This window comes from Enterocloster sp., from assembly GCF_057861365.1.
Genome location: NZ_DBMACH010000011.1, coordinates 46,279 through 59,717, shown reverse-complemented (window position 1 = coordinate 59,717; position 13,439 = coordinate 46,279). Strand labels below are relative to the sequence as shown.

The window sequence follows — 13,439 nt, the reverse complement described above, 5'->3', positions numbered from 1 at the left end:
GCCCTTTGGCAGAAAACCGGCGAAAAGGGATAAAATAAGAGATTGAGAACAAAATACAGGAGAACAGAAAAACGATGATCAGCCGTATTGCAAAATTTCATAAAGTAAGCTTTGAACAATTTAAAGGAGACTGGGAGGATACCTTTGGAAAGCAGGAGGATATACGCAGTATTTATGAGGATATCCGTCTTCCAGAGCGTGCTACTTCAGGCTCTGCAGGGTACGATTTTTTTGCTCCAAAAGCATTTGTCATTCAGCCGGGGGAAACGGTAAAGATCCCTACAGGCATCCGGGCAGAAATTGATGAGGGCTGGGTGCTGGCTTTATTTCCAAGAAGCAGCCTGGGATTTAAGTACCGCCTGCAGCTTAATAATACGGTAGGTATTATTGACAGCGATTATTTTTACTCAGATAATGAAGGCCATATGTTTATTAAGATAACGAATGATTCCAATGAAGATAAAACGCTGGAACTGCCAAAGGGCGCAGGCGTTGTCCAGGGGATTTTCCTGCCTTTCGGCATCACCTTAGATGACGCCAGCAGCGGACAGAGAAACGGCGGCTTTGGAAGCACAGATAAAGGAAGGAACTGATCATGGAAGGCAGCAGGAGAAGAAGCTCCTATCCAGGGGGGAGCCGTCCGCTGGGAGCAGGCCGTCCCGGTGATGCAGGCCGGCGGCCGGTAAGGGCCGGCTCTTCATCCGGCCGGAGAAATGGGGGAAACCCCAGGCGGAGAAGGAGAAAGCGCCTGATGAAACGGATTCTCACAGCAGCGTTCTGCCTTATTCTCACAGGAGGAATCGCCTTTGGCGTAAGCCGTCTGGCAGGCTCCTTTCATTTTTCAAAGAAAAAGAAGCTCAGAGCTCAGGGTATTGAGCTTTTAAGGGGAGGAGATGCAGGCGGCGCCGTTTCTGCGTTTGATGAGGCCTTAGCAGCGGCGGGAGATAAAAGCAAAACCTTTAATATCGACGTTCTTTCTTATCGGGCCGAGGCAGAGATGATGCTGGATGATTTTGAGGCAGCAAAACACAGCTGGGATCTGATCCTGGAACAGGGAGGAGATCCCATTTCCGGGCGGTATATGAAGAGCTTTTGCGAGAGCCGTCTGGGGAATAAGGATCAGGCAGTGGCTTTATACAGAGAGACTCTGGGGATGGAAGAAAAAGGAAAAACATCCCCTGGTTATGAACAGGCTCTTTTGGCAGCAGGAGAAGCCTGTATGGAGGCAGGAGACCATGAGGGCGCCAAGGTATTATATGAAGAGGCCTTAAGAACGACAGGAGGAGATGGGAGATTTGAAAGCAGGGTTCGCTGCCAGATGGGCTTATACCAGATGGCTGAAGAGGACTACGAAGGAGCTGCTGATTCGTTTTATCAGGGATATGACCGGCTGATCACCAGTTATAAGGCAGGTACGGGAGCCAGCCTGGATCAGGCAGCGGCAGCAATCACAGAGGAAAATCAGGCAGACTGGCAGCTTCTTAAGAAGCTGGCGTTTTACCAGGCGGCTGTCTGTGAGTATATGCAGAACTATGAAGAGGCCAAAAGCCGTTTTGAAACATATATCCAGGTATTTGGGCCGGATGAGGCGGCGCAGCATGAGATTGACTTTTTAAATACCAGGATACGGTAGGGAGATATATGGCAGAACTGATTGATTTAAAGGAACTGGAGGAGCGGGTGATCCTGATCGCTGTAAATGTGGGCGATGAGAGGGAGACGTCAGCTTCTCTGGATGAACTGGAAGAACTGGCTCAGACTGCGGGAGCAGTCCCCATTGCAAGGATCGTTCAGAACCGTGAAGCTGTTCATCCTGGGACCTATCTGGGAAAAGGGAAGATTTTAGAGGTTCGAGAGCTCCTGGCTGACACGGGGGCAACGGGTGTCATCTGTGATGATGAGCTTTCCCCGGCCCAGCTGCGCAATCTGGAAGATGCGCTGGATACAAAGGTCATGGACCGCACCATGGTGATCCTGGATATTTTTGCCTCCAGGGCTCATACAAGAGAAGGAAAGATCCAGGTGGAACTGGCGCAGCTGCGTTACCGGGCCATTCGTCTGGTAGGCATGAGAAATTCTCTTTCACGTCTGGGCGGCGGTATCGGAACCAGGGGACCGGGAGAGAAAAAGCTGGAGACAGACCGCCGTCTGATCCACCAGCGGATTGGCCAGTTAAAGCGGGAGCTGGAGGATGTAAAGCGCCATAGAGAGGTCACAAGGCAGCACAGGGAGAAAAATTACAGCCTGACAGCAGCCATTGTGGGATATACCAATGCGGGAAAATCCACTCTGTTAAACCGGCTGACAGGAGCAGGGATCCTGGCGGAAAACAAGCTTTTTGCGACTCTGGATCCCACTACAAGGGCCTTTGTAATGGCAGATGGACAGCAGATCCTTTTGACGGATACGGTAGGATTTATCCGTAAGCTGCCCCATCATCTGATCGATGCCTTTAAGAGTACCCTGGAGGAGGCCCGCTACAGCGATGTGATCCTCCATGTGGTGGACTGCTCCAATCCCCAGATGGATATGCAGATGCATGTGGTAAAGGAAACCTTAAGAGAACTTGAGATTGTGGATAAGACCGTGGTGACGGTGTTTAATAAGATTGACCGTTTGGAGGGAAAGGAGACGGAGCTGCTTCCCAGAGATTTTTCCTCAGACTATCAGGTGAGGATTTCCGCTAAGACAGGAGACGGGTTAAAGAATCTGGAGCAGATTCTTGGGGGCATTATTCGCAGCAGCCGGGTTTATCTGGAAAAGGTATATCCCTACAGCGGTGCGGGAAAGATTCAGACCATACGCGCCTACGGACAGCTTTTGTCCGAGGAGTATACGGAGCAGGGCATTGCAGTAAAGGCCTATGTGCCCGCAGAGCTTTTTGAAGGGCTGTACCGGGATTAAACATACCATCAGTGGCAGTATTAGAAAATATAATAAAACACAACATCTTGTTTAATATATAACATATGGCGTAGATGTTGTGTTTTTTGTGTTCCTCTGCTATAATGAAAAATACATTTCGGTTTAAGTGTAGTAGCTTGTATTTGGAATGTTGAAAGGAGTTTTGAGGTATGATCCAGGTGGTAAAGAGGGATGGGGAAACCGCTGAGTTTTGTCTGAAAAAGATAACGGAGGCAATTAAAAAGGCATTTAGGGCAACGGGGAATGAGTTTAATGATGAGATTTTAGAACTGCTTTCCCTGCGCGTGACGGCTGATTTTCAGCCCAGGATGAAGGATGGAAGCATTTCTGTGGAGGAGATCCAGGACAGCGTGGAGCATGTGCTGGAGCAGACCGGCTACACGGATGTAGCAAAGGCTTATATTCTTTACAGGAAGCAGCGGGAGAAGATCCGCAGCATGAACAGCGCTCTGCTGAACTATAAGGACGTGGTAAACAGCTATGTAAAGGTGGAGGACTGGCGTGTAAAGGAAAATTCCACAGTGACCTATTCCGTAGGCGGCCTGATCCTGAGTAATTCCGGCGCGGTGACGGCAAACTACTGGCTCAGCGAGATCTATGATCAGGAGATTGCAGATGCCCACAGAAATGCGGATATCCATATCCATGATCTTTCCATGCTCACAGGCTACTGTGCCGGCTGGTCTTTAAAGCAGCTTCTGATGGAGGGACTGGGGGGGATTCCGGGAAAGATCACCTCGGCTCCTGCAAAGCATTTGTCCGTTCTGTGCAACCAGATGGTAAATTTTTTGGGAATCATGCAGAACGAGTGGGCAGGCGCTCAGGCGTTTTCCTCCTTTGATACCTATCTGGCTCCCTTTGTAAAAGCAGACCATCTGTCCTACGGGGAGGTAAAAAAGTGTATTGAATCCTTTATTTACGGAGTAAATACCCCCAGCCGCTGGGGAACGCAGGCGCCTTTTTCCAACATCACTCTGGACTGGACTGTTCCCGATGATATGGCAGAGATGAATGCCATTGTAGGCGGCCGGGAGATGGATTTTAAATATAAGGACTGTAAGGCAGAGATGGACATGGTAAACCGGGCCTTTATTGAAACCATGATTGAGGGAGATGCCAATGGACGGGGCTTCCAGTATCCTATTCCCACCTATTCCATTACAAAGGATTTTGACTGGTCTGATACGGAGAACAACCGCCTGCTTTTTGAGATGACTTCCAAATACGGAACTCCATATTTTTCCAATTACATTAACAGTGATATGCAGCCGAGCGATGTGCGCAGTATGTGCTGCCGTCTGCGTCTGGATCTGAGGGAGCTGCGGCGCAAGACGGGAGGATTTTTCGGCTCAGGAGAAAGCACAGGTTCTGTGGGTGTGGTGACGATCAATATTCCGAGAATTGCGTATCTGGCAGAAGATGAGGCGGATTTTTACCGCCGTCTGGACCGGATGATGGATATCAGCGCCAGATCCTTAAAGACCAAGCGGGAAGTGATCACAAAGCTTCTGGAGCAGGGATTGTACCCCTATACGAAACGATATCTTGGCACTTTTGAAAATCATTTTTCCACCATCGGCCTCATCGGCATGAATGAAGCAGGGCTGAATGCACGCTGGATCCGGAAGGATATGACCCAGCCGGAGTGCCAGAGGTTTACCAGAGAGGTTCTGGATCATATGAGAGAGCGGCTGTCGGACTATCAGGAGGAGTATGGCGACCTCTACAATCTGGAGGCTACTCCTGCAGAGTCTACCACTTACCGTCTGGCAAAGCATGATAAGGAGCGCTATCCCGATATTATCACCGCGGGAAAGGAAGGGGAAACGCCCTATTATACCAACAGCTCTCACCTTCCTGTAGGCTATACAGAGGATATTTTCGATGCGCTGGATATCCAGGACGAGCTTCAGACCCGCTATACCTCAGGTACGGTGTTCCATGCCTTTCTGGGAGAAAAGCTGCCGGACTGGAAGGCAGCGGCCAGTCTGGTGCGTACGATCGCGCAGAATTATAAGCTTCCATATTATACCCTGTCTCCCACCTATTCCATCTGTAAAAGTCACGGCTATCTGGCAGGAGAGCATTTTACCTGTCCGATCTGTAAGCAGAAGGCAGAGGTTTACAGCCGCATCACAGGGTATTACCGTCCTGTACAGAACTGGAATGAGGGAAAACTTCAGGAATATAAGGACCGTATAACATATGATACAGGAAAATCCGTCCTGAAAAAAGAGCCGGTTTCCATGAGGCCGGTGGAACGTGTGGAAGCGGAATCTCAGAATGAGAGCGGGGAGGGTTTAAAAAAGAAGCCCCAGCTGTATCTGTTTGCAACCAGAACCTGTCCAAACTGCCGCACAGCCAAAGAATTTTTAAAGGGCGTGGATTATCAGATCATTGACGCCGAGGAGCATCCGGAGCTGGCAGAGAAGTTTGGGATCATGCAGGCCCCTACTCTTGTTCTGGTGCGGGACGGCGTGGTGCAGAAATTTGCCAATGCGTCCAATATCCGCAGATTTGCGGAAGAAGTAAAAGCCTGAAGCCGGGCAGCGAACATTGCATGCCAGACCGATTATACGGTAAAGTGTAAAACGTATGATACGCAGGGTTTAAAACGTCCCCCGGACTGCGGTCGAAAAGACTTGCGGCCCGGGGGTTTTTGGGTGATAATGAGTAAGAGTCAGGGCTTTGCTTTGCCAAGAGCCGTATTTACGGCCTGTAAAAGAGCCAGGGAGGTGTAGCGGGAGGAGTCAGGGTATGTAAGATTTTCCGTTGACTGGGTGTTCACGATCTGCTCTGCCAGGCCTTCCATTGTGGGCTGCATCAGGGGATACATGGTGGCGACAGCTTCGCTTAGGGGCACCAGGGTCACGGCACGGATCTGATCCTTATCAACCGTTACCTCTACATTTACCTGTTCGTTTCCAAGGGTCAGGGAGGTGCTGTAGACGCCGGGAACATAGGCGGTCTGCTGTGCCTTTGCGGCATCTGTTTCGGAAGTATTTTCATTTCCATGGCGGAACATGATGAAACAGAGGGTGATAAGGAGAATGGCCAGTCCGGCGAAAATGGCTGTGTAGATGATCTCCTTCATCCGCAGCACCACGATTTTGGTTTTGGAACTCATAGTGTCAGGACCTCTGAGAGAATTTGTTACAGCATATGAGACGGGAGGATAAAATATGTCATTGCAGTTTGTTATGGGAGGCGCAGGTTCGGGAAAAACACGGTATCTGTATGAAACAGCCATAAAACAGGCCGTGGAGCAGCCGGACCGGCTGTTCCTGTTTGTTGTACCGGAGCAGTATACCATGCAGACACAAAAGGAACTGGTGCGCCTTCACCCCAGAAAGGGCCTGATGAACATGGACGTTTTAAGCTTTAAGCGTCTGGCCTACCGGGTATTTGAGGATCTGGGAGTGCAGGTTCCGGCTGTGCTGGATGATATGGGAAAATCCATGGTACTCAGAAAGGTAGCTGGAATGGTAAGGCGGGATCTGGGGCTTTACGGCAGCCATTTAGAGCAGCCAGGCTTTATCAGTCAGCTGAAATCACAGATTTCAGAGCTGGGCCAGTACGGCATCCGCCCGGAGGATTTAAAACAGGTAGAGGCAGAAACGGATCATCCTCTTTTAAAGGACAAGCTTAAGGATCTGGGAGTGATCTATAAGAGCTTTCGGGACTATATTGAGGATCACTATATTACGGCAGAGGAAATTCTGGATATCCTTTGCAGGGAACTTCCAAGATGGGAAAAGCTGAAAAACAGCGTGATCTATCTGGACGGCTATACAGGCTTTACTCCGGTACAGTACCGGCTGGCGGAGCTGTTTATGCTCCATGCCAGAGAGGTAGTATGTACGGTGACCGTGGATCTGCGGGAAAATCCCTATGAGAAATGCGGGATCCAGCATTTGTTTTACATGGGACGTCATACCGTATGCCGGTTAAAGGAGCTGGCAGACCGCCATCATGTGGAAATAAAACAGGAAATCCGCTGTGACAGGTGTCCGAGCTGGCGGTTTAAAGACAGCGAAAGCCTGGATTTTCTGGAACAGAATCTGTACCGGTATACGGGAAAGGTATGGGCAGGGAAAAAGCCTGATATCCGGCTGTGCCAGGGAAAGACTCCGGCAGAGGAGGCTGCTTATATCTGCACCATGGTAAACCGGCTGGTGCGGGAAGACGGCCTTCGATACAGGGAGATTGCTGTGATTACGGGAGATCCGGTTTCCTATGGCAGAGAGCTTATACATCCCTTTGAGGAAGCAGGGATTCCCTATTTTATGGATCAGAAGAAAAGCATTCTGGAAAATCCTATGGTAGAGCTTATACGGGCAGCACTGGAAACGGTCCGGGACTGCTCCTATGAGAGCGTGTTCCGTTATCTGAAAACAGGACTGGTATATGACAGAGAAACGGGGAATTCAGAGGAAAATGAAGATACTCCTGTATTTTCCAGGGAAAATGTGTCTGTTCTTACCGATCGACTGGAAAATTATGTAAGAGCTCTGGGAATCCGGGGATGGAAGAAATGGGATCAGGAGTGGACCAGGCCTTCTCGGGGCGGAGAACGGCTCAATTTAAAGGAATTAAATCAGTACCGCCAGTGGGTTTTAGCCCCTCTTAAGGAGCTGCGGGAAGCATTTTCACAGGAAGGAGCCTCTATTTCTACAGTGACATCCGCCGTAAGAAGCTTTTTAGAGAAGATGGAACTTAAGGAAAAGCTGGAGGAATATGCAGAGTTTTTTGAAATGAGGCATTGCCGGGGAGATGAGAATCTGGCAAAGGAGTATGGTCAGGTCTATGAACGTGTGGAGGAGCTGCTTTTGCGTCTGGAGGGGCTGTTGGGCGAGGAAAAGGCAGACCGGAAAAATTATATCCAGATACTGGAAGCTGGATTTGAGGAAATCCGGGTGGGCGTGATCCCTGCTACGGCAGATCAGGTGATGATCGGAGATCTGACCCGAAGCCGTCTGGAATCGGTGAAGGTCTTATTTTTTGCCGGATTAAACGAAGGCCTTGTACCTCAGAGAAAATCAGGAGGAAGTCTTTTGACAGATACAGACCGGGAAATCTTCCGTTCCTTTGATATGGAGCTGGCGCCTACGGCCAGAGAGGACAGCTGTATTCAGAAATTTTATCTGTATTTAATGCTGTGCAAGCCCTCACGCAAATTGATCCTTACCTGGGCTGCCTCTTCGGGAGACGGAAAGAGTATGCGCCCCTCCAGCCTGATCGGAGAGGTAAAAAAGCTGTTTGGGGAGCTTCGGGAGGAAATCTGCTTTGAAGAGGGATATCCCATCCAGACGATCTGGGACGGAAGACAACGGCTTATAGGGATGCTGCGTGAGGCCAGGGAAAGTCAGGAAAAGAAGCCGGCATTTTTAGAGCTGTACCGCTATTTTTACAGTGAGGAGGCGTACAGGGAACAGGTAAAACAGCTGGTGAATGCGGCCTTTTTTACCTATGAGGACCGCGGGATCGGACGGGCTGCAGCCAGAGCGCTTTACGGAAGGACTCTGGAGGGAAGCGTTACCCGGCTGGAGCAGTTCGCTTCCTGTGCCTATGCCCATTTTCTGAAATTCGGCCTGGAGCTCATGGAGCGGCAGGAATACCGGCTGGAGGCAGTGGATATGGGAAATCTGTTCCACCAGTCCATTGACCTGTGCTTTCAGGCGATCCAGAGCAGGAAGCTGGACTGGAAAGGGATTACGGAGGCTGAGAGAAAGGCTCTGGTAAGGGAATGTGTGGAGCAGGTGACAGGCCAGTATGGGAATACCATTATGGAAAGCTCTGCCCGCAATGCCTATCTGGCCCGCCGGGTGGAACGGATCACAGACCGTACCATCTGGGCTCTGGCAGAGCAGGTGAAAAAGGGAGATTTTGTACCGGCAGGTTTCGAGGTGTCCTTTTCCGCCATTGATGATCTGAAGGCCATGCGGATCCGGCTGTCCGAGGACGAAAAGCTCCAGCTGAAGGGGCGGATTGACCGGCTGGATCTGTGCGAGGATGAGGAGCATATCTATGTGAAAATCATTGACTACAAATCAGGGAGCACCTCCTTTGACCTGGCGGCCCTTTATTACGGCCTCCAGCTTCAGCTGGTGGTGTACATGGATGCTGCATTAGAGATGCAGGAGCGGAAGAATCCGGGAAAGGAGGCCGTACCTGCGGGGATTTTCTATTACAACATTAAGGATCCGGTAGTGGACAAGGATGGGGAAATGAGCCCGGAGTTTATTGAGAAGCAGATTTTAAAGCAGCTTCGGATGAATGGGCTGGTAAACAGCGACCTGGATGTGATCCATCATCTGGATCGTGAGATGGTGAAGGATTCGGATGTGATCCCGGTTGTATTCGGAAAGGACGGAGGCGTGCAGGAATCACGTTCCAGCGTGGCAAAGGCGGTGCAGTTTGAAACCCTTCGCGCCTTTGTGGGACGGAAACTGAAAGCTTCGGGAAAACAGATCCTTAACGGCGATACGGCGCTTCGTCCTTATAAGCAGGGAAGCCGTACTGCCTGTGATTACTGTCCGTATCATGCAGTCTGCGGCTTTGATACCAAGACAGCAGGCTATGGCTTCAGGCAGCTTTGTTCCATGAGCCCGAACGCAGTATGGGAGGCCATCGAGAGAGAGGAGGAAGAAAATGGCAGTGAACTGGACTGATGAACAAAAACAGGTCATTAACAGCCGGAACAGCAGTCTTTTAGTCTCTGCTGCAGCAGGCAGCGGAAAGACGGCCGTACTGGTAGAAAGGATCATTTCCATGATCAGCGAGGGGGATCATCCGTTAAATATTGACCAGCTTCTGGTAATGACCTTTACCAATGCGGCGGCGGCTGAGATGCGTGAGAGGATTGGCGCGGCAGTAGAAAAAAAGCTGCGGGAGCATCCCCTAGATGAGCACCTGTGGCTTCAGGCTGCCTTAATTCCCCAGGCCCAGATCATGACCATTGACAGCTTCTGCCTGAATCTCATACGAAACCATTACAACAGCCTTGACATTGACCCGTCTTTTCGGATCGGGGATGAGGGAGAGCTGACCCTATTAAGGGGCGATGTGATGGAGGAGCTCTTAGAGGCGTGTTATCAGGAGGAAAATGAAGATTTTATCCGGTTTGCAGAGCAGTTTGGGGCCGGAAAGTCGGATAAGGCCATGGAGGATGTGATCGTACAGGCCTGGCAGTTTTCCCAGAGCCATCCATGGCCCGGCGAATGGCTGGACGAATGCAGACGGCAGCTGAAACAGGAGGCAGAGGGAAATCTGGATGAAAGCCCGTGGATGAAATTCCTTTTAAAGGACACGGCGCTGCAGATGGAGGAGCTTACACATCAGCTTCAGGCGGCCTTGGAGGTGTGCAGGGAGGAAGGGGGACCTGCCGTTTATGAGCCCATGCTGGAAAATGACCTTGCAGGGCTTTTAGGAATTAAGAAGGCGGCGGAAAGAGGAACCTTTGAGAAGCTTTATGAAGCCCTTCAGGCTATGGAGTTTGTCCGTCTGGCAGCGGCCAGAAACAAGGCCATTGACGAGGATAAAAAGGAGTATGTAAAGGAATGCCGGATCCAGGTGAAAAAGCTGGTTGAAAAATGCCGGGAAAGCTTTGGCTTTCAGAGTCCAAAAGAAGCGGCAGAGGCGATGGCAGGGGCTGCTCCTGTGGTTGAAACGCTCCTTGATATGGTACAGAAATTTGACGATTTTTACCGGGAGGCAAAGCGGGAGCGGAATGTACTTGATTTTAACGATCTGGAGCATCTGGCCTTAGAGGTGCTTCTTGAGGGAGATTCTCCCAGACAGCCTTCGGCAGTGGCAAAAGAGCTTCAGAGGCAGTATGAGGAGATCCTGGTGGATGAATATCAGGACAGCAACCTGGTTCAGGAAACATTGATCGGGAGCATTTCAAGAGAAGAAACGGGCCATCCCAACGTGTTTATGGTAGGAGATGTAAAGCAGAGCATTTACCGCTTCCGTCTGGCGAGACCGGAGCTTTTCTTGGAGAAGTATGCATCCTATACCAGAGAAAAAAGCCCTCACCAGATGATTGAACTCAGGCAGAATTTCCGAAGCCGGGACACGGTGTTAGCCTTTATCAATGACATTTTTTACCAGATCATGACGCCGGGGCTGGGCGGTATCCGGTACACCGAGGAAACCGCCCTGTATCCGGGAGCTGTTTTTGCATCGGCAGAGGGAATGGCCGGAGTTCCATCCAGGCTTTTGATGGCGGATACGGGATCAGATGCCTATAAACAGCTGGATGAGGATGCCATGGGATATACGGCAAGAGAAATGGAAGCAAAGATGATTGCAGGAGAAATACGACGGCTGACTGATGAAACGGACGGCCTTCTTGTGTGGGATAAGGAGCAGGAGAAATACAGAAGGGTCTGTCTGGGAGATATGGTGATCCTTCTTCGGAGCATGACCGGCTGGTCCGAGACTTTAGTCAGCGTGCTGATGAATGAGGGAATCCCCGCCAGAGCCCAGACACGCACCGGGTATTTTTCCACCACAGAGGTTGAAACGGTTTTAAGTCTGCTGTCCGTGATTGACAATCCCATGCAGGACATTCCCCTTGCAGCAGTTTTGCGCTCCCCTGTAGTGGGAATGAGTGATGATGAGATGGCCTGGATGATGGCGTCCTATAAGAAAAACACAAAAAAAGGCCAGGACAGGGGCGTATATGGAGCATGGAAACTGTGGGAGGAAGAACGGGAGCATCCGGGTCTGAGAGAAGCTTTGGAGCATCCGGGTGGAGCATTTGAGAATGAAACCGGAGACTCCGAGGATGCAGTCCGGATAGGCGCCGCCGTTGTCCCAGTGGAGCAGGCTGCACTTATATGGAAAAAACTGGAGGATTTCGGAGCGCTTTTAAAGGAGCTGCGCACAGAGGCCAGATATCGCCCTATCCACGAACTGCTGTATTATGTATACAGGTGCAGCAGATATTATGATTATGTATCTGCCATGCCCGCAGGGGAGATCCGCCGGGGCAATCTGGATATGCTGGTGGAAAAGGCAGCGGCTTATGAGGCGACCAGCTACAAGGGCCTGTTCCATTTTGTAAGGTATATTGAACGGCTGAAAAAATACGATACGGATTTTGGAGAAGCTGCCGTGGCCGGCGAGGAAAAAAACATGGTTCGCATTATGAGCATCCATAAGAGCAAGGGACTGGAATTTCCAGTGGTATTTCTGGCAGGAATGGGAAAAAAGTTTAACCAGAGGGATGCTTACGGCACTCTTCTTTTAGATGCAGACATGGGGGCGGCGGCCGATTGGCTGGATCTTAAGCTGCGCACAAAGACTCCCACGCTCAAAAAACAGGTTTTAAAGCGGCGCCTGGAACTGGAAACCATGGGAGAGGAGCTCAGGATTCTCTATGTAGCCATGACCCGTGCAAAAGAGGAGCTGATCATGACAGGAACGGATCGCAGCCTTTCAAGTAAGCTGGAGCGCTGGAGAACCGGAAGGACGGAGGGAAGACAGCTTCCATTCACTCTTTTATCCGGAGCAGGTTCCTATCTGGACTGGATTCTTATGGCAGCCGGTGCAGTGCCGCAGGAACATTTTGAAATGATCAAGGTGCAGCCCGAAACACTGGTGGGAGAAGAGGTAACAAGACAGATGGAACGGAAAATGGCAAAGGAGGATCTGTTGGAACTGGATGCAGGTTATACCTATGATGAAGAGATGAAAAAGGAGCTGGAACAGGCATTTTCCTATGCTTACCCTTATGAAAGCGATACAGGGCTTTACACGCTGGTTTCTGTGTCTGAGCTTAAAAAGCAGAGCCAGATCGGCCGGGAAGAGGAGGCAATGGGAACCGGCCGGGAAGAGGACGGCTGGATCAGGGATCTGGACGAGGAAAAAGCAGAAGACTCGGTCAAAGAGACAGAAGCAGGGGGGACGGTTCAAGAAGCAGAAGCCTCTGAAGCAGGAGCGAAAGAAGGGAAGAAGGTTTATGGCCGGTCAGGCGGTTCTAAGAGAGGTACTGCATACCACCGGGCGCTGGAATGTCTTTCCTTCCATGAACTGCACAGCCTTTCAGATACAAAAAAGGCCCTGTTTTCGCTCTATGAGCAGGGATATCTGGATCAGGAGTCTTATGAGTGGATCAACCCCTGGGATATTTGGAAATTTGTGGAAAGCCCGCTGGGGAAATCCATGGCAAAGGCGCAGGCAGAGGGGCGGCTTTTTAAGGAACAGCAGTTTATGATTGGTGTTCCCGCTTCCGAAATGGGCCATGAGGACTCTGAAGAGCTGGTGCTGGTTCAGGGAGTCATTGACGCTTTTATCGAAGAGCCGGAGGGACTTCTGTTAATCGATTACAAAACAGACAGGATATCCGGAAAGGATAAAGAAATGGGGAAAGAGCGTTTAAAGGAGCGCTACCGGACTCAGATTGACTGCTACGAACGGGCATTGTGCCAGATCACAGGGAAAACGGTAGCGCGAAGGTGTATCTACTCCTTTGCATTAAGAGAAGAGATAGAGATTTAACCCGAAAC

Annotated in this window: 7 protein-coding genes; 6 read left to right on the top strand and 1 reads right to left on the bottom strand. The window is 50.5% G+C overall.

Features of this window, described 5'->3' with window-relative positions; genetic code table 11:
* The first annotated feature begins 77 nt into the window (after positions 1–77).
* The 4 genes from ACZM6M_RS12275 (at position 78) to ACZM6M_RS12260 (ending at position 5,465) form a co-directional block, all read left to right on the top strand.
* Positions 78–593 carry a dCTP deaminase/dUTPase family protein gene (locus tag ACZM6M_RS12275; RefSeq protein WP_066544017.1) on the top strand — a complete coding sequence of 172 codons (516 nt, stop codon included), beginning with the start codon at positions 78–80 and terminating at the stop codon, positions 591–593.
* A 2-nt stretch (positions 594–595) separates the two neighbouring features.
* Positions 596–1,633, top strand: a complete 1,038-nt coding sequence (locus ACZM6M_RS12270) for a tetratricopeptide repeat protein (RefSeq protein WP_418926518.1) — start codon at positions 596–598, stop codon at positions 1,631–1,633.
* 8 nt (positions 1,634–1,641) lie between these two features.
* The gene (gene hflX, locus ACZM6M_RS12265; protein WP_337932822.1) at positions 1,642–2,904 is read left to right on the top strand and encodes a GTPase HflX; all 1,263 of its coding nucleotides are present in this window, start codon (positions 1,642–1,644) and stop codon (positions 2,902–2,904) included.
* A 170-nt stretch (positions 2,905–3,074) separates the two neighbouring features.
* Positions 3,075–5,465, top strand: a complete 2,391-nt coding sequence (locus ACZM6M_RS12260) for a ribonucleoside triphosphate reductase (RefSeq protein ID WP_337932820.1) — start codon at positions 3,075–3,077, stop codon at positions 5,463–5,465.
* A gap of 140 nt (positions 5,466–5,605) precedes the next feature.
* Here ACZM6M_RS12260 and ACZM6M_RS12255 read toward each other — a convergent pair whose 3' ends face one another.
* Positions 5,606–6,052 carry an FMN-binding protein gene (locus tag ACZM6M_RS12255; RefSeq protein ID WP_337932818.1) on the bottom strand — a complete coding sequence of 149 codons (447 nt, stop codon included), beginning with the start codon at positions 6,050–6,052 and terminating at the stop codon, positions 5,606–5,608.
* A 55-nt stretch (positions 6,053–6,107) separates the two neighbouring features.
* Between ACZM6M_RS12255 and addB the strand changes: the two genes are divergently transcribed.
* The gene (addB, locus tag ACZM6M_RS12250) at positions 6,108–9,596 is read left to right on the top strand and encodes a helicase-exonuclease AddAB subunit AddB (protein WP_337932817.1); all 3,489 of its coding nucleotides are present in this window, start codon (positions 6,108–6,110) and stop codon (positions 9,594–9,596) included.
* Positions 9,577–13,431, top strand: a complete 3,855-nt coding sequence (addA, locus tag ACZM6M_RS12245; RefSeq protein WP_489490451.1) for a helicase-exonuclease AddAB subunit AddA — start codon at positions 9,577–9,579, stop codon at positions 13,429–13,431. Before addB ends, addA begins: the two co-directional genes overlap by 20 nt.
* Positions 13,432–13,439: the final 8 nt, after the last annotated feature.